This is a genomic window from Cloacibacterium normanense (assembly GCF_002943105.1).
GTDB lineage: Bacteria > Bacteroidota > Bacteroidia > Flavobacteriales > Weeksellaceae > Cloacibacterium.
This window is the reverse complement of the sequence record NZ_PTPZ01000006.1, coordinates 104,389-121,922: the sequence shown is the minus strand read 5'-3', so window position 1 is coordinate 121,922 and position 17,534 is coordinate 104,389. Positions and strand designations below refer to the sequence as shown.

Below are 17,534 nucleotides of genomic sequence, written 5' to 3'. Positions count from 1 at the left end.
TTTTTATGAATTAAAATTTCCTTTGGATAAATATACTACTTTTTTAGTGTCAAAAAACTCTTCTTCGAATTGGTCTTTCAGATGGTAAATTTCACATTTTATTCCAGCAAGTTCTTCTCCTAAATCACCACCTTTTAAGTATAAAACGCCATTATGTTTTGGGTTGAATTGTTCTTTTTCGAATTTTCCCTTTAACCAACGCAAGAAAACAGGCATTTGTGTAACTGCTCTGCTCACTACAAAATGAAATTTGTCTTTTATTTTTTCGGCTCTTTCGTGATAGGCTTTTACATTTTTTAAACCAAGACTTTCGGCAACTGCATTCACTACCGTAATTTTTTTGCCAATAGAATCTACCAAAGTAAATTCTACATTTGGAAATAAAATAGCCAAAGGAATTCCCGGGAAACCACCGCCAGTTCCTATGTCTAGAACCTTGGTTCCATCTGCAAATTCCATAATTTTTGCAATTCCCAATGAATGAAGAACGTGTCTTTCGTAGAATTCATCAATATCTTTTCTCGAAATCACGTTAATTTTTTCGTTCCAGTCTTTATAAAGCGTTTCAAGTTGTTGAAACTGAGATTTTTGTTGGTCTGTTAAATTTGGGAAATATTTTAAAATAATTTCTGAAGACATATGCGTTCTAATATTTCAACAAAAATAAAGAATTTATCGCGGAAATCTTTCGGAATTTATACTTTAAAATTTATCTTTGCTAAAAATCGTAAAAATGAATAAACTGTCAGATAGATTAAACAGATTAAGTTATTCTCAAACTTTCGTAATGAGCAATAAAGCCCGTGAAATGAAAGCTGCGGGAATAGATGTGATTTCGTTAACTCTTGGTGAGCCAGATTTTGATGTTCCTGCAAATATCAAACAAGCTGCTTTTGATGCTATTAATCAAAATTTCTCTCATTATTCGCCTGTTCCAGGATTTTTAGAATTGAGACAAGCGATTGCTAAAAAGTTGAAAAGAGATAATCATCTGGATTATAAACCGACTCAAATATGTGTTTCAAACGGTGCAAAACAGTCTATTCTTAATGTTTTAGCAGCAGTAGTAAATGATGGTGACGAGGTGATTTTACCAGCTCCTTATTGGGTTTCTTATGACGAAATGGTGAAAATGATGGGCGGAACTTCTGTTTTTATAGAAACGAATATTGACACAGAGTTTAAAATGACTGCTGAACAACTGGAAGCAGCAATTACTCCAAAAACCAAAGTGATTCTTTATAGTTCGCCTTGTAATCCTTCTGGTAGTTATTATACGAAAGATGAACTAGAAAAAATAGCCAATGTAGTTGCGAAATATCCTTATGTAACGATTATTTCTGATGAAATCTACGAATACATCAATTACGATGGAAAACACACTTCTATTGCAGAATTCCCACAAGTTTATGAACAAACTGCAGTCATCAACGGAATGTCTAAAGCATTTGCAATGACCGGTTGGAGAATTGGTTATAGCGCTTGTCCAGAATGGTTAGCCAAAGCTTGTGATAAGGTTCAAGGACAAATGACTTCTGGCGCGAATACGGTTGCGCAAAGAGCTTCGATTACAGGTTTAGAAACAGATCCGAGTGAATATCATTTCATGGTAGAAAGTTTTGAAAAACGAAGAAATTTGGTTTTTGAATTGATAAAAGATATTCCAGGATTTAAAGTTAATTTGCCAAAAGCTGCCTTCTATTTCTTCCCTGATATTTCTTATTACATCGGGAAAACGATTGACGGTGTTCTCATCAATAATTCTGATGATTTTGCGATGTTTTTATTAGAAAAAGCACATGTAGCTTGTGTAGGAGGCGTAAGTTTTGGTGATGCTAATTGTATCAGATTCTCTTATGCAGCTTCTGAAGAAGAATTAAAAGAAGCGATGAGTAGAATTAAAAAAGCTTTAACAGAAGCAGAAATTCATTAACAAATTTTTAAAAATATCCTTAAAATCTTCAGTCAAAAGCTGAAGATTTTTTGCTTTTTAGGAGTCATAGAAAAAAATTATCGGTTTCTCATTTTAAAAATTTTAAAATTGATTAATTTTGCAGTCTGAAAATATAATAGTAAAAAACAACAAAAAATGGCATTAGTAGGAAGAAAATTTCCAAATGTAACGGTAGACGCAATCTCTAAATCAGGAGAAAATTTAAGAATTAACGTTTTAGAAGAAGCAGTAAAAAATCAATCAAAAGTTTTATTATTTTGGTATCCAAAAGACTTTACTTTTGTTTGTCCAACAGAATTACACGCTTTTCAAGCTGCTTTAGAAGAATTTAAAAACAGAAACACTATGGTTATTGGTGCTTCTTGTGACACAAACGAGGTACACTTCGCATGGTTATCTACTCCAAAAAATATGGGAGGAATCGAAGGAGTGACTTATCCACTTCTAGCTGATACACATAGACAATTGGCTAATATTTTAGGAATTGTAGACCAAGATTTCGAATATGATGAAGAAGGAAACGAAACTTTTTCTGGGTCTAACGTAACGTACAGAGCAACTTATTTAATTGATGAAGAAGGAAAAGTTTTCCACGAAAGCGTAAATGATATGCCTCTTGGAAGAAACGTAGCTGAATATTTAAGATTAATTGATGCTTACACTCACGTTCAAAAATACGGAGAAGTTTGTCCAGCAAACTGGCAAGAAGGTAAAGCAGCAATGAATGCTAATAGAAATGCAACTGCAGAATATCTTAGCCAAAACTAAAATATTAAAATACAATTAATACCAAAGCAGAACATTTTGTTCTGCTTTTTTTGTAAATTTACTTGTTCAAAAATGTATGAAATGACTAAAAATGTAAGATTGCTTTCTCCTCAAAAAACAATAGCGCTTATTGCTCACGACCATAAAAAAGATGAATTACTTGAATGGGTAAAAAAACACAGTGAAGTGATTCAACAACATCAATTAATTGCTACGGGAACCACGGGTAAATTGATAGAAAATGAATTAGGCGTTCCTGTTCACAGAGTAATGAGTGGACCACTTGGTGGAGATCAACAACTCGGTGCAATGATTGCCGAAGGAAAAATAGATATCGTTATTTTCTTTTGGGATCCTATGGAAGCACAGCCTCATGATCCAGATGTGAAGGCATTTTTAAGAATCTGTGCCGTTTGGAATATTATCGTAGCATGTGATGCCTCTACCGCAGATTTTATTCTAACTTCGCCTTTCATGCATACAGAATATGCAGTGGAAACTCCTGATTATAAAGTATATTTAAATAGAAATATAGAAAAAGGAATTTCATAAAAATAAAAAAGCCCGAAAATTCGGGCTCTCATTATCAATATTTAATCTCTGTTTTTATCGGTGATTCTTTTTGTGCTTGATTTTTCTTTTTTTGCCGTGTTCATCATAGTAATAACGATCATTCTTTTGTTGACCAGGCGCGAAAACTTTAGCAGATTTGGTTCCATAGACTTTTTTCATTTGTCCAGGAGGTAAATTTTGTGGTCTGTCATCTACAATGATTACCGTAGAAGAACCACTTCTGATTAAAACACCATTTCGGTAAACATCACCATTAGGTGCTCTATAAATTTCGCCTTGTCTGTAAACTCTACCATCTGGAGCTCTATAAACTCTTCCATTATCTCCGTAAACATTACTAGAACCACAAGAAACTACAGTTATTGTGAGTGCTAAAGCGCCGAATATTTTAAATATATTTTTCATTTCTTTAAGATTTTGGGGTTGATACTTTCTATAAAACAAAAGCTTTGCCAAAATCTTATTTCTTATGAAAACTTTAACGTTTTTAGAATTTATTTGTTCTTCTTTCTAAAAGAATTACATCTCTCCAAATACCGTTCATTTCAGCGATTTTTTCTCTTCTTCCAATGATTCTGAAGCCTAATTTTTCGTGAATTTTAATACTCGTTACATTTTCTGGAAAAATCCCAGATTGTAAAGTCCAAAAATGATGTTCTTCTGTTTCTTCTATTAATTTATGGAGCAACATTTCGCCGAAACCTTTTCCATGAACTGAATTATCGAGATAAATGCTTACTTCTGCTACGCCTTTATAGCAAACTCTTGCAGAAATAGGTTGAATGGCAGCCCAACCTTGTACTACTCCATTTTCGTCTTCTAAAATCAATCTACAAACTTTGAAATATTTATTGTCCCAAGTTTCCCAACTTGGAACTTCTTTGTCAAAAGTAGCATTGCCGCCATCAATTCCCTGTTTGAAAATTTCTAAAACTCTCGTTCCATCATCTGGAAGCATTTCACGGATTTGGTAGTTCATTTTTTATCTACGATTAGGTTTATTTTATTTTAAAGGTGAAATTTTATTCCATTTCCTTTTTCAAAAATTTAGCAGTCAAAGATTTTTTTGATTTTATCAATTCTTCAGGAGTTCCTGTTGCAATAATTTCTCCACCGTGTTTTCCACCTTCTGGACCGATGTCTATAATGTGGTCTGCTAATTTTATTACGTCTAAATTATGTTCAATAATAATAAAAGAATTGCCTAATTCTACCAGCTGATTGATAGCTTCCATCAAGATTTTTACATCTTCAAAATGCAAACCTGTTGTAGGTTCATCCAGAATATAAAGCGTGTTTCCTGTTTGTTTTTTGGCAAGTTCTGTCGCCAATTTTATACGTTGAGCTTCTCCTCCACTTAGTGTGGTAGATTGTTGGCCAAGTGTAATGTATCCCAAACCAACATCCTGTAAAGTCTTTACTTTTGCATAAATTTTAGGAATCGGTTGGAAGAAATCTACCGCTTCATCAATGGTCATTCCCAAAACATCAGAAATTGATTTTCCTTTGTAGCGAACTTCCAAAGTTTCTCTGTTGAAACGTTTTCCGTTACAGGTTTCGCAATGCACGTAAACATCAGGTAAAAAGTTCATTTCTATGACTTTTAAACCGCCACCTTGACACGTTTCGCATCTTCCACCTTTTACGTTGAAAGAGAATCTTCCCGCTTTGTAACCACGAATTTTAGATTCTGGCAATTCTGCAAAAAGGTTTCTAATATCGGTGAACATTCCAGTGTAAGTTGCAGGATTAGAACGTGGTGTTCTTCCAATCGGAGTTTGGTCAACATCTACAATTTTGTCGATATTTTCGATGCCTTCAAATTTTTTGTAAGGCAAAGGTTCTTGAACCGCTCTGTAAAAATGTTTATTGAGAATTGGATAAAGCGTTCCGTTAATCAAAGAAGATTTTCCACTTCCTGAAATTCCTGTTACCACCACTAATTTTCCTAAAGGAACTTCTAGGTTTACGTTTTTCAGGTTATTTCCTGTTGCGCCTTTTAATTTTAGAAATTTTCCGTTTCCTTTTCTTCTTTCTTTAGGGATTTCTATGCTTCTTTTACCCGTGAGATAATCTGCCGTGATTGTATTGGCTTTGATTAAATCTTTAGATTTTCCTTGCCAAAGAATTTCACCGCCGTGTTTTCCAGCTCTAGGACCGATATCGAGAACGTAATCGGCTTCTAGAATCATGTCTTTATCATGTTCTACTACGAGAACAGAATTGCCAATATCACGAAGATTTTTCAATGAATTGATGAGTCTTTCGTTGTCTCTTTGATGTAAACCAATGCTTGGTTCATCTAAAATATACAATACATTTACGAGTTGAGAACCAATTTGCGTAGCGAGTCTAATTCTCTGAGATTCTCCACCAGAAAGCGTTCTAGAACTTCTACTCAAGCTTAAATAATCTAAACCGACGTCTAATAAAAACTTCAATCTGGTTTCTATTTCTTTTAGAATTTCGTTGGCAATAATTTTATTTTTTTCGCTGAATTTTTCTTTAACTTCTTGAATCCAATCTTTCAAATCCAACAAACTCAAAGCATTGATTTCAGCAATGTTTTTTCCATCAACTTTAAAAGCTAAACTGCTTTTTTGAAGTCTTGCTCCGTTACATTCTGGACAAGTTTCTTCGGTGGTAAATTGTCTTTCAAGCACTACTGCGTCGTAGTTTTCTTTATCTTCAATTACTTGACTGAGATAAGGAACCAACCCTTCAAAATTGATTTTTATTTTCTTAGAAATTCCCGCGTATTTCAAGTCAGCAGTGAATTCTTTTTGGCAACCGTAGTAAATATAATCTACAGCTTCACGAGGAATTTCATTGAAAGAAGTATTTAAACCTAGCCCGAAAATCTCTAAAATGTTTTTAATTTGAGTGAGAAGCCATTTGTTTCCTTTCAAAACTTCTAGAGGTAATAAAGCGCCTTGATTGATGGAAAAATTAGGGTTTTCTACCAAAAATTCTTCATTGATTTTTTTGATGGTTCCGAGACCTTTACAAGTTGGGCAACTTCCCTTTGGTGAGTTGAAAGAAAACGTGTTTGGCTCTGGAATAGGCAAAGCATTTCCGCTGTGTGCATCCATCAAATTTTTAGAAAAATATTGATAGTCTGTTGCGCCTAATTTCTGAACCATCACTACTCCTTCTCCCATTTGCAATGCCGTTTTCAGCGATTTTGCCATTCTGGTTTCCGTGGCATTTTCGCCGATAATCCATCGGTCTATTACCACTTCTATATCGTGAGTTTTATAACGGTCTAACTTTAAATCATATTCTATATCTTGTAATTCTCCATCAATTCTGGCTTGTGAATACCCTTTTTTAGCCAATTGTACAAAAAGTTCGTGATAATGTCCTTTCCTGGAACGTACAACTGGAGCGAGAAGCAATACTTTTTCGCCTTTATAATTTTCTTTGATGGTTTCTAGAATTTGTTCTTCTGTGTAGCTCACCATTTTTTGACCAGTTTCCAAAGAATAAGCATCTGAAACTCTAGCGAAAAGCAAACGCAGAAAGTCATATAATTCTGTAACGGTTCCTACCGTTGAACGTGGATTTTTATTGGTAGTCTTTTGTTCGATGGCAATTACAGGAGAAAGTCCTTCGATTTTGTCCACATCTGGACGCTCTAAACCGCCCAAAAACTGACGAGCATATGCAGAGAAAGTTTCGATATAACGTCTTTGTCCTTCTGCAAAAATGGTGTCAAAAGCCAAAGAAGATTTCCCAGAACCTGAAAGTCCCGTAATGGTAACCAATTCATTTCTAGGAATTTTAACATTGATGTTTTTAAGATTGTGTTCTCTGGCTCCGTATATTTCGATGTATTCTTTTTCTGTACTCATAATGTCAATCTCGTCAAAAAAATCAAGACTTACAAAAATACGGAATTATTCTCTGAAAAAGTTTATCAATCGTAAGATTTCCGCATAAAAAAAGAACCTCAAATTTGAGGTTCTTGTGAATATATTATCTAAAGATTTACAAAGTTTCTTTGTCTGATATTTTGTTGAATTTCAAAAATCTAATGAAGAACAATCCTAATGCAAAGAAAACAGACATGGAAAGTGCTGCAAATCTCATTCCTGAAGTGGTAGGCAATTGGAATGAAGTTTCTTGTAAGAAGAACAATCTTATTGCATCATAATTATCAATCAATAGAGCAAAAATAAATGTTCCTAAAATAATTGCTATCTTTTCTAATACATCATAAAAGCTGAAATATGTAGTGTTATCCATAGAATCTTTTGGTAAAAGTCTACTGTAGGTAGAACGAGACATCGACTGAATTCCGCCCATTACCAAACCGATGATGGCTGCAATTCCGTAAAATTGATACTCTACATTTGGATTTTCTTTTTTGAGGAAATAAGCAGAAAGACAAGCAAAAATCCATAAAATAATGGTAATGCTAATCACATTTTTATTGCCTATTCTTTTGGATAATCTTGAGAAGAAAATTGCACCAATAATCGCTTCAATTTGAATGATTAACAAGGTCATAATCAGTTTTCCTTGTTCAAGGTTGATTTCACTCTTTCCGAATAATGTGGCCATTAAGAAAATGGTCTGCATTCCCACACTGTAAAAGAAGAAACTTGCTAAAAAATACTTAAGATTAGCGGTTCTAAATAATTGTGCACCAACTTTATACAATTCTCTAAAACTTTCTTTCACGATTTCAATGTAGAAGATAATATTGTCTTTTAAAACTTCGATAAAGCCACCGTTACTTTTATGATTTTGGAAAATATTTTTTAGATTCAGCAATACTAAATCTTTTGGTAATTGGTCTTTTACTTCACCAAATTGAGGTAAATGTTTGAAGGTGTATTGAGAGAATCCAAACCACCAAGCTCCCGTGAATAAGAATGAAATTCTAGTGTATAAAAGTGCTTCTTTTGGAGTATCCGCAAAAAACATTATCAATGCCAAACAAATCACCACTAAAATTACAGAACCAATGTAACCATAAACGTAACCTTTTGCAGAAAGTGCATCTTGTTTATCTGGCGTAGCAATATCTGGCAAAAAGGAATTGTAGAAAACCAAACTTCCCCAGAAACCTACACTCGCTGTAATACTGAAAAGCAATCCTAAGAAGACGTTATTCATATTGGTAAACATCGCCAATCCCATACAAGAAGTTGCTCCTAAATAAGCGAAAAATTGCAAGAAAGACTTTTTATTTCCAATGGTATCTGCTAAAGATGATAAAATCGGCGAAAGAATAACCACAATCAAAAACGAAATGGTAAGCGAATAGCCATAAACAGCATCTGGTTGATAATCTTTTCCGAAAATATTAATCATATTTCTCACTGGAACTTTTATCCATTTTCCTGTTTCGGTTACGTACTCGCTTTTTTCGTAAGCAGTAGTAATAATAGAATAGTAAATAGGAAAAATGGTAGAGGTAATTACCAGTGAATAAACAGAATTCGCCCAATCGTAGAAAGCCCAAGCTTTCATGATTTTAGGGTTATTTTTGATATTTTGTTTCATAGTTTTTTTCCGTAAAAGGGAATTATTACACAAAAATAAAAAAACCATTAAGAAATTGACTAAAAAATCAATAAATCTTAATGGTTAATCATTTGTAAGATGAGAAAATTATAAATTCTCAATCACAATTGCAGAAGCACCACCACCTCCATTACAGATTGCAGCAGCGCCATATTTGCCATTGTTTTGTTTTAAAACATTAATGAGTGTAACGATAATTCTAGCACCAGAACTTCCTAGAGGATGTCCTAATGAAACGGCACCACCATTTACATTTACCTTAGATTCGTCTAAACCTAAAATTTTATTGTTGGCCAAACCAACTACTGAAAAAGCTTCATTAAATTCGAAGAAATCAATGTCAGAAACTTCTAAACCAGCTTTTTTAAGAGCGATTGGTAATGCTTTTGCAGGAGCTGTTGTAAACCATTCAGGTTCGTGAGCAGCATCTGCATAAGAAACGATTTTTGCCAAAGGTTTTAAGCCCAATTCTTCCATTTTTTCTTTTGACATTAAAACCAATGCAGAAGCGCCGTCATTTAAGGTAGAAGCATTAGCAGCCGTTACCGTTCCATTTTCTTTTTGGAAAACAGTAGGCAAAGTTCCAATTCTATCAAAATTTACATTTTTATATTCTTCGTCTTCTGCGAAAATAATAGGTTCTCCTTTTCTCTGTGGAATTTCTACAGGTACGATTTCCTCTTTAAATTTACCAGAAGCCCAAGCTTCTGCACTTCTTTTATAAGACTGAATTGCGAAGTTGTCTTGGTCTTCTCTTGAGAATTCATATTCTGCTGCACATTTTTCTGCACAAACTCCCATGTGAATTTTGTTGTAAACATCAGTCAAACCGTCAACTAACATTCCGTCTTGCATTTTTACATCCCCCAATTTTACAGCATTTCTCGCGTTATAATAATGCGGAACTTGGCTCATGTTTTCCATTCCGCCAGCTACGATTACGTCTTGGTCGCCAGATTTAATTGATTGTGAAGCCATCATTACGGCTTTCATCCCAGAAGCACATACTTTATTGATTGTGGTAGAAGGTGTTTCGTTTGATAAACCAGCGCCTAATGCAGCTTGACGAGCAGGAGCTTGACCTTCTCCAGCTTGTAAAACATTACCCATATAAACTTCTTGAACGTGTTTTGTGTCAAGATTAATTTTGTCTAACGCTCCTTTGATAGCAATTGAACCTAATTTAGGGGCAGGAATGCTAGATAAACTTCCTAGAAAACTTCCCATAGGTGTTCTTGCTGCTGAAACGATAAATACTTCTTTCATGATATTTAATAGAGATTTAAATTTTAAAATTCTTTTCGCCAAAGTACAAAAAAAAACACACTTTTTAAAAAGTGTGTTTTATGTTTATAATCAATGATTTAGATTAATGAGATACGTTTCCTATTGCTTCTGGATTGTGCTTGTGTTTAAACATAATGCCAAAAAGAACAGTTATTATTAATGCATATATTGCAAAAGTAAGCCATATTCCGTGCCAGTCTTTAACTCCTGCAACATCTGTGAAAAATTTGCTAATGATTACTCCACTTAAATAGCTTCCAGAAATTGCTCCAAAGCCATTAGTCATCATCATAAATAAACCTTGTGCAGAAGAACGTATTTTAGAATCTGTAGATGTTTCTACGAAAAGTGAGCCAGAAATATTGAAAAAGTCAAAGGCCATTCCGTAAACAATATTTGACAATATTATTAACAATAAACCAAAACCATCTGGAGAACCAAAAGAGAAGAATCCAAATCTAATCACCCAAGCTACCATACTCATTAGCATCACTTTCTTAATACCAAATTTTTTCAGGAAAAAAGGAATCGTTAAAATGAATAAAGTTTCAGAAATTTGAGAAATTGATACAATCATAGTTGAGTATTGTACAACGGTAGAATTAGCATATTCCGCTATATTTTTAAAGTCTTTTAAGAATGTGTCCGCATACATGTTTGTTAATTGTAATGCAGCTCCCAAAAGCATTGAGAAAGCAAAGAATAGTGCCATTTTATAGTCTTTAAATAAACTAAATGCATTAAGTCCTAATTTTTCAAATAATGAGCTATTGCTATTTACATTTTGAGGAGGACATTTAGGCATTGTAAACGAATATATGCCTAAAATTATAGCAACAAATGATGCAATATAAAATTGATTAGCATTTATTATGTTTCCTGTTATTGATGCTAATTTCTCTCCTGCTTCTACTCCAAAGTTTAATGGTGACAAGTTATCACTGAAAATATTAGTTATCCACATTGCGGCAATAAAACCTATTGTTCCCCAAACTCTAATTGGAGGGAAAACCTTAACCACATCGTAATTATTATTCTTTAATATTGTATAGGATAGAGAATTAGATAAGGATATAGTTGGCATGTAAAAAAACATGGCAAATAATAAAATCCAAAAGAAAGTTGTAGGGTTATCAGTCTTAGCTAGAAAAACTAATGTTATACCATAAAGGATATGTAGTATTCCATAAATTTTTTCAGCGTTGATCCATCGGTCTGCAATCATACCAATTATAGCAGGCATAAATATCGAAGCAATTCCTAATGTCATAAATACAATTCCGAATTCTTCTCCTGACCATTTTTTTATACCAAAGCCATAAGTTCCTAAGGTAGTAAGCCAAGCTCCCCAAACAAAAAATTGTAGAAAACTGAGCAGTGTCAATCTAAATTTAATATTCATAAGTAGTAATTTTTTCTTTTACGGTATTTTAGACCGTTGAGTGTTTTCAGAGTTTATTATTTAATTTTAATTTTTAGCGCTAGTCAATTTTTTTATTTCGTCTTTTGAGTTCTTCTTGGATTTCCATAGCGGTATCATAGTCTTCTTCTCTCACAGCATCGTCTAATAAAATTTGTAATTCTTCTGTGCTGAGTTTTCTGAGGTCAGAAGTTTCGCTTTCTGAAGCAGTTTCAGGTTCTGGCAATTCATTGTTATTGTCAATTTCTAGAAGAATTCCAGCTTCGTTCAATACTTGTTCTGTAGTATAGATTGGGGCATCAAAACGTACTGCCATTGCTACGGCATCAGAAGTTCTGGCATCTAAAATAAGTTCTTCTCCGTTTTCTGTATTTTTAAAATTGAGATTAGAAAAGAAAACACCGTCAATAATTTGATAAATAATTACCGATTCTAGCGTGTAGTGCGTAGAATTTACAAATTTGGTAAATAAATCATGCGTGAGTGGACGAGGTGGTCGCAAGTCTTTTTCTAAACCTAAAGAAATAGATTGAGCCTCAAAATTACCAATTACTACAGGTAGTTTTACGCCAGTTTCTTCATGTTCCAGAAGCAGTGCATAAGCTCCAGATTGAGTTTGGCTATAAGATATTCCGCGTATGATTAGTTGTTTATAATCCATGAATACAAATATACTTTAATTTTTAAAATTTAACATTTGATATTTAAAATTTTATCACTGCCTTCAGATGATTTATTTCACAAGTTTTGATGATAAAATTGGTTTTACTTTTTATATAATGAGAAATTCATTTATTCTTCAAAAGAAATAAAAAATTTTGGCTTCTGCAACGACAAAAAAATCCGAGATAAAAATCTCGGATTGATATTTTTAAAAAGGATGATATTTTAGTGTCCTTTTAATGCTTTAATTTTTTCTGTTAGTGCAGGAATAATTTGGAAAGCATCTCCTACTACTCCATAATCAGCAGATTTAAAGAATGGTGCTTCTGCATCATTATTAATCACTACGATGGTTTTAGAAGAGTTTACACCAGCCAAGTGCTGAATAGCACCAGAAATACCTACTGCTATGTATAAATTAGGAGCAATGGCTTTACCGGTTTGTCCTACGTGTTCTGAGTGAGATCTCCAACCGATATCAGAAACTGGTTTAGAACAAGCAGTAGCTGCACCTAAAACATTAGCTAATTCTTCAATCATTCCCCAGTTTTCAGGACCTTTCATCCCTCTACCTGCAGAAACTACAACTTCAGCTTCTTTAAGGTCTAATTTTCCTGAAGATTTTTCTTGGTTCACTACTGTAAGACCTTCTGCAGAAACAGAAACTTCTTTTACTTCTTCAGAACCTGCTACTGGATTTTCTTTTACTCCGAAAGAGTTTTGAGAAACAGTAACCACTACATTTTCACCATGAGCTTTAGCATCCATAAAAGCTTTTCCAGAGAAAGATTTTCTCTTCGCTTCGAATGGAGAAACAGCAACTGGAGCAGAAACTACATTAGTTAATAATGAAGCGTTTTTAATCACAGCAAGCATAGGAGCTACAGAACTAGCATCTGTAGAATGCGGAAAAACTACTACTCCATCTACTACAGTAGCAAGAGCTTCTGCATAAGCTTTTGGGTTGAAACTTTTAAGTGCGTCACTTTTTAGAGTGACCACTTTAGAAGCTCCGTATTTGTAAAGAACATCTGCAGCATCTGTAGGATTAATGCTTACCGCTACTACATCAGTTCCAGACATATCTGCAACTGTTTTTGCGTAAGAAACAGCTTCTAGAGCTGCTTTTTTATATGCTCCTGAAATATTTTCGGTATATACAAAAATTGACATAATTTAAAAAGATTTGAGATTTGAGATTTAAGATTTGAGATTTTTTGAATTTCAAATTTCAAATTTCAAATAGATTAATAATTTGTTAAATAACTTTTGCTTCTTCGTGAAGTAATCTTACCAATTCGTCTAGATTATCCGCAGAAACTAGTTTTACTTGAGCTCTTGCCGGAACAGCATCAAAAGATACTGCACTTACTTTAACATCAGTTTCAGTTGGTTCTTTTACGGTTAAAGGTTTAGTTCTAGCAGACATAATTCCTCTCATGTTAGGAATAATAAGGTCTTTTTCTTCTACCATACCTTTTTGACCAGCGATTACAGCAGGAATTTTTACAGTTAAAGTTTCTTTTCCTCCCTCAATTTCTCTCACTGCAGTAGCTTCTGCACCGTTTACTTCTAAACCTACGCAAGCGTTTACGAAAGGTCTATTAAGTAATTGAGCAATCATTGCTGGAACTGCAGCACCATTATAATCAATAGATTCTTTACCGCAAAGTACCAAGTCATAACCACCTTCTTCTACAATTTTAGCCAATTCTTTAGCTACGGTAATACTGTCTTTTGGTTCAGCGTTTACTCTTATTGCGTCATTTGCACCGATAGCAAGAGCTTTTCTCATTACAGCTTCAGTGGCAGCGTCACCTACAGTAGCGATGGTCACTGTAGCGCCTTGAGATTCTTGTAATTTTACAGCTTTTGTAAGAGCAAATTCGTCGTAAGGATTAATTACCCACTGAATTCCGTTTTTGTCAAAAGCAGATTTATCTGCAGTAAAGTTAATTTTAGAAGTAGTATCTGGAACACTACTAATACAAACTAATATTTTCATATGTAGAATTTTATTGTTTTTTTTAAGGTCATATGCAATCGCTCATTCATCATTATAATTAGTTTTGGTAATCACGGCGATTTCATAAGGTTCAATTTTTCTTATTTGAATGTTTGCTAATTTAAATAAAAATATATTATGCATGCATAATACTCTAAAAATATTTATATTCAATGCATAAATATACGATAATTGCCTGAAACAAAGGAAATTTTGAGATTTTATTTCGGAAATAATTTTTGAAATCATTAAAAATTACCACAAATTAATTGTTTTTTCTTTCCCAAAAAAGTGGAGTTAATTCTCAAATTTTAACCAGAAATAAAAAATCCTCAATCTTTTCGACTGAGGATTAACTTAAAATTTATTGTTGAGTATAAAATTCAAAGAAATATGGAATACTTTCTATTCCTTTGTAGAAATTATACAATCCGTAGTGTTCATTTGGCGAGTGAATCGCATCAGAATCTAAACCAAAGCCCATTAAAACTGATTTTGCTCCTAAAATTTTCTCAAAAAGAGAAGTAATAGGAATACTTCCGCCACTTCTATATGGTAAAACTTCTTTACCAAAGGCTTTTTCCATCGCTTTTTTGGCCGCTTGGAATTCTTTGGTATTGCTTTGTAAAACGTAAGGCATTCCACCGTGATGAGGCGTAACTTTTACCTTAACAGAAGCTGGAGCTATTTTTTCAAAATATTTCGTGAATTTTTCAGTAATTTCTTCGTCTGTTTGATAAGGAACCAATCTCATAGAAATTTTAGCAAATGCTTTACTAGGAATGACGGTTTTAGCGCCTTCACCTGTATATCCTCCCCAAATTCCGTTTACATCAAGAGTTGGTCTTATAGAAGTTCTCTCTAGGGTAGTATAACCAGTTTCACCTTCTACTCCACTTAATCCAATTGATTTTTTGAATTCTTCTGGGTTGTCTTTTAATTTATTCATTTCTGCTCTGTCTTCCGCAGAAACGATTTCTACATTATCATAAAAACCATCAATGGTAATTCTCCCTTCTTCATCATGAAGTTTAGCAATCATTTCGGCTAAAACATTAATTGGATTAGGAACAGCACCACCATATAATCCCGAGTGTAAATCTCTGTTCGGACCTTCTACTTCTACTTCCATATAACTTAAACCTCTAAGACCAGTAGTCACCGTTGGTTGTTCGTTAGAATAAATATGCGTGTCTGAAATTAAGATAACATCACAAGAAAGTTTTTCTTTATTTTCTTCTAAAAATCCAGCTAAACTTACAGAACCTACTTCTTCTTCTCCTTCAATAATGAATTTAATATTACAAGGTAGAGAATTGGTTTTCATCATTGCTTCAAAAGCTTTTACGTGCATGAAGAATTGGCCTTTATCATCTGCACTTCCTCTTGCAAAAATCGCACCTTCTGGATGAAGTTCTGTCTTTTTAACCACTGGTTCAAATGGTCCGCTTTCCCACAATTCTAATGGATCTGCAGGTTGAACATCATAGTGACCATAGACTAAAACAGTTGGTAATTCTGGATTGATGATTTTTTCACCATAAACCACAGGATAACCTTTGGTTTCGCAGATTTCTACTTGATCTGCTCCTGCATTGGCAAGGTGTTTTGCCACAGCATCAGCACAATTGAGCACATCTTGATTGTAAGCTGGGTCTGCAGAAATAGAAGCAATCTTCAATAATTCTATCAATTCGTCTAGAAAACGTTGCTTGTTTTGTTGGATATAACTTTGTGTGTCCGACATTGTTTTAAAATTTTAGTAAATATAAAAAATGTCTCGCAATTGCAAGACATGTATTTTGTATGAGAAAATATCTTATTTTTTTGCAGTGCTATCTACCTTAACTTCTGCTGCAGCTGGTTGTTCTACTACAGTAGCAGAGTCTGTTTTTTCTTTGTAAGTAGGCGCTTCAGCATTTTCATCGTCATATCTTACTACATCTTCAGTTTTTTTCAAAACTCCCTTGTTTCCTCCTTCAGGTAAACCACAAGAAACTAAAAAAGACGCTGCAGCTACAGCAAATACCAATTTTTTCATATCTAAATTATTACGTTTATAAATTTTTCCAAAAGTAAGAAATATTGAGTTTACCACAAAAAAAACTTAAAATTTTCTTAATCAAGAAGTTTTCCTACTAGGAAATGATTTCCAGAAAGAGATTTTACCGCGATAAGGTATTGGTTTCCTCCGTCTTTTATTTTGTATTTTTTCTTGATTTCTTCAGGTTTTAAAGGGAAATTTTTGGTGATGATATTAAATTGTTCACCCTTTTTAATCGCTTTTGAATTGATTTCTTCTGTCTCAAAAATTCTTCCAGGGAAATATTCTATCTTTTCTTCGGAAGTATAAATATGTGTGTTCTGATGTAATTTTCTCAAACCAAATTTCTCTGAAACTAAATTAAAAGCTCCAGATTTTAATACGGAATTATTTGGAATGTAAATATATTTTTTTGGAATTGAAAATTCTGATTTACAATGTTTTTCATCATCTAAATTAAAGTGAAATTCAGGTTCTGAAGATTGTAAATTGATGCAGAAGATTTCTGGTTGATTTTCTGTTTTCTTGAGATAAACCAAAACTTCTTTTACTTCATTTTTGACCGCAATAATCCATATTTTATGAATATTTTGAAGCGAAGAAACCAAATGCTGAATATCAATCAGCGGTGACAGTTTTATTAAAATTTCAGGTGAAATGTCACTTAAATGCTCTTGAATTTCAATAATATTAGGCGACAAATCCTCTAAAAGAAATACTTTTCTGTTATGATTATCTCTTCTTGCAGGGTCTAAGTAAATCAAATCAAATTTATCCGAATTGTTTTCTAGAAAATCTTCTAATTTTTGGTTAATGAAATTCGCTTTTCTTCCGAGAACTTCCCAATTGTGTTTTACGATGTCCAAAAGCTCTGTATTCTGCTCTATTAAAGTAATTTCTTCAAAATTTTGAGAAAAAAAATAAGCGTCAATTCCAAAACCACAAGTTAAATCAATGAATTTTTTCCCTTTAAAAAACTGTTTTTTGAAGTCTGCGGTGTCTTGTGATGAAGCCTGTTCTAGATTAAGATTTGGCGGGAAAATAATGTTTTCTTGATTCAAAAAAGGAAACTTTTTCTCTGCTACTTTTCTACCTTTGATTTGCTGAACCAATTCTTGTATAGAAACCTCAGGAAATGGAGATTTTTTCAATAACAAAGAATGCAAATCTGCATCTTTATATTTTGCCACGAATACACGAATTTTATTTAATTTTTCTTGATTCAAAGTTTATTTTTTATGCCACAAATGCGCAAATTATATTTAATTTATTTGATTTTTATAAT

At 33.3% G+C, this 17,534-nt stretch carries 16 protein-coding genes; 3 read left to right on the top strand and 13 right to left on the bottom strand.

What is annotated here, in order from left to right; genetic code table 11:
- Positions 1-3: 3 nt before the first annotated feature.
- A complete protein-coding gene (gene rsmG, locus C3729_RS10345; RefSeq protein ID WP_104794067.1) occupies positions 4-639 on the bottom strand; it encodes a 16S rRNA (guanine(527)-N(7))-methyltransferase RsmG in 636 nt (211 codons plus the stop codon).
- Positions 640-733: 94 nt separating this feature from the next.
- On the opposite strand from rsmG, the gene C3729_RS10340 reads away from it, so the two are divergent.
- The 3 genes from C3729_RS10340 to C3729_RS10330 all read left to right on the top strand — a co-directional run bounded on the left by C3729_RS10340 (position 734) and on the right by C3729_RS10330 (position 3,274).
- Positions 734-1,933 carry a pyridoxal phosphate-dependent aminotransferase gene (locus C3729_RS10340; RefSeq protein ID WP_104794066.1) on the top strand — a complete coding sequence of 400 codons (1,200 nt, stop codon included), beginning with the start codon at positions 734-736 and terminating at the stop codon, positions 1,931-1,933.
- A 156-nt stretch (positions 1,934-2,089) separates the two neighbouring features.
- Positions 2,090-2,722: a peroxiredoxin gene (locus tag C3729_RS10335; protein ID WP_104794065.1), complete on the top strand. Its 633-nt coding sequence runs from the start codon at positions 2,090-2,092 to the stop codon at positions 2,720-2,722.
- Between the two features lie 81 nt (positions 2,723-2,803).
- Positions 2,804-3,274 carry a methylglyoxal synthase gene (locus tag C3729_RS10330; protein ID WP_104794106.1) on the top strand — a complete coding sequence of 157 codons (471 nt, stop codon included), beginning with the start codon at positions 2,804-2,806 and terminating at the stop codon, positions 3,272-3,274.
- A gap of 54 nt (positions 3,275-3,328) precedes the next feature.
- Here C3729_RS10330 and C3729_RS13305 read toward each other — a convergent pair whose 3' ends face one another.
- The 12 genes from C3729_RS13305 to C3729_RS10270 form a co-directional block, all read right to left on the bottom strand.
- Positions 3,329-3,700 carry a hypothetical protein gene (locus C3729_RS13305; protein ID WP_213189135.1) on the bottom strand — a complete coding sequence of 124 codons (372 nt, stop codon included), beginning with the start codon at positions 3,698-3,700 and terminating at the stop codon, positions 3,329-3,331.
- Between the two features lie 82 nt (positions 3,701-3,782).
- Positions 3,783-4,274: a GNAT family N-acetyltransferase gene (locus C3729_RS10320; protein WP_104794064.1), complete on the bottom strand. Its 492-nt coding sequence runs from the start codon at positions 4,272-4,274 to the stop codon at positions 3,783-3,785.
- A gap of 43 nt (positions 4,275-4,317) precedes the next feature.
- Positions 4,318-7,149, bottom strand: coding sequence for an excinuclease ABC subunit UvrA (uvrA, locus tag C3729_RS10315; RefSeq protein ID WP_104794063.1), 2,832 nt, complete (start codon positions 7,147-7,149; stop codon positions 4,318-4,320).
- A 136-nt stretch (positions 7,150-7,285) separates the two neighbouring features.
- Positions 7,286-8,809: an MFS transporter gene (locus C3729_RS10310; protein WP_104794062.1), complete on the bottom strand. Its 1,524-nt coding sequence runs from the start codon at positions 8,807-8,809 to the stop codon at positions 7,286-7,288.
- 108 nt (positions 8,810-8,917) lie between these two features.
- Positions 8,918-10,096 (bottom strand): acetyl-CoA C-acyltransferase, encoded by a 1,179-nt coding sequence (locus tag C3729_RS10305; RefSeq protein WP_104794105.1) that lies wholly within the window; start codon positions 10,094-10,096, stop codon positions 8,918-8,920.
- A gap of 103 nt (positions 10,097-10,199) precedes the next feature.
- Positions 10,200-11,519: a nucleoside permease gene (locus C3729_RS10300; RefSeq protein ID WP_104794061.1), complete on the bottom strand. Its 1,320-nt coding sequence runs from the start codon at positions 11,517-11,519 to the stop codon at positions 10,200-10,202.
- Positions 11,520-11,598: 79 nt separating this feature from the next.
- On the bottom strand, positions 11,599-12,198 hold the full coding sequence (locus tag C3729_RS10295; RefSeq protein WP_069799021.1) for a bifunctional nuclease family protein: 600 nt from the start codon (positions 12,196-12,198) through the stop codon (positions 11,599-11,601).
- Positions 12,199-12,425: 227 nt separating this feature from the next.
- Positions 12,426-13,373: an electron transfer flavoprotein subunit alpha/FixB family protein gene (locus C3729_RS10290; protein ID WP_069799018.1), complete on the bottom strand. Its 948-nt coding sequence runs from the start codon at positions 13,371-13,373 to the stop codon at positions 12,426-12,428.
- A gap of 85 nt (positions 13,374-13,458) precedes the next feature.
- A complete protein-coding gene (locus C3729_RS10285; protein ID WP_104794060.1) occupies positions 13,459-14,205 on the bottom strand; it encodes an electron transfer flavoprotein subunit beta/FixA family protein in 747 nt (248 codons plus the stop codon).
- Positions 14,206-14,569: 364 nt separating this feature from the next.
- A complete protein-coding gene (locus tag C3729_RS10280) occupies positions 14,570-15,952 on the bottom strand; it encodes a dipeptidase (RefSeq protein WP_069799013.1) in 1,383 nt (460 codons plus the stop codon).
- 72 nt (positions 15,953-16,024) lie between these two features.
- Positions 16,025-16,246 (bottom strand): hypothetical protein, encoded by a 222-nt coding sequence (locus C3729_RS10275; RefSeq protein ID WP_104794059.1) that lies wholly within the window; start codon positions 16,244-16,246, stop codon positions 16,025-16,027.
- 77 nt (positions 16,247-16,323) lie between these two features.
- A complete protein-coding gene (locus tag C3729_RS10270) occupies positions 16,324-17,475 on the bottom strand; it encodes a THUMP-like domain-containing protein (protein WP_104794058.1) in 1,152 nt (383 codons plus the stop codon).
- Between the last annotated feature and the right edge of the window lie 59 nt (positions 17,476-17,534).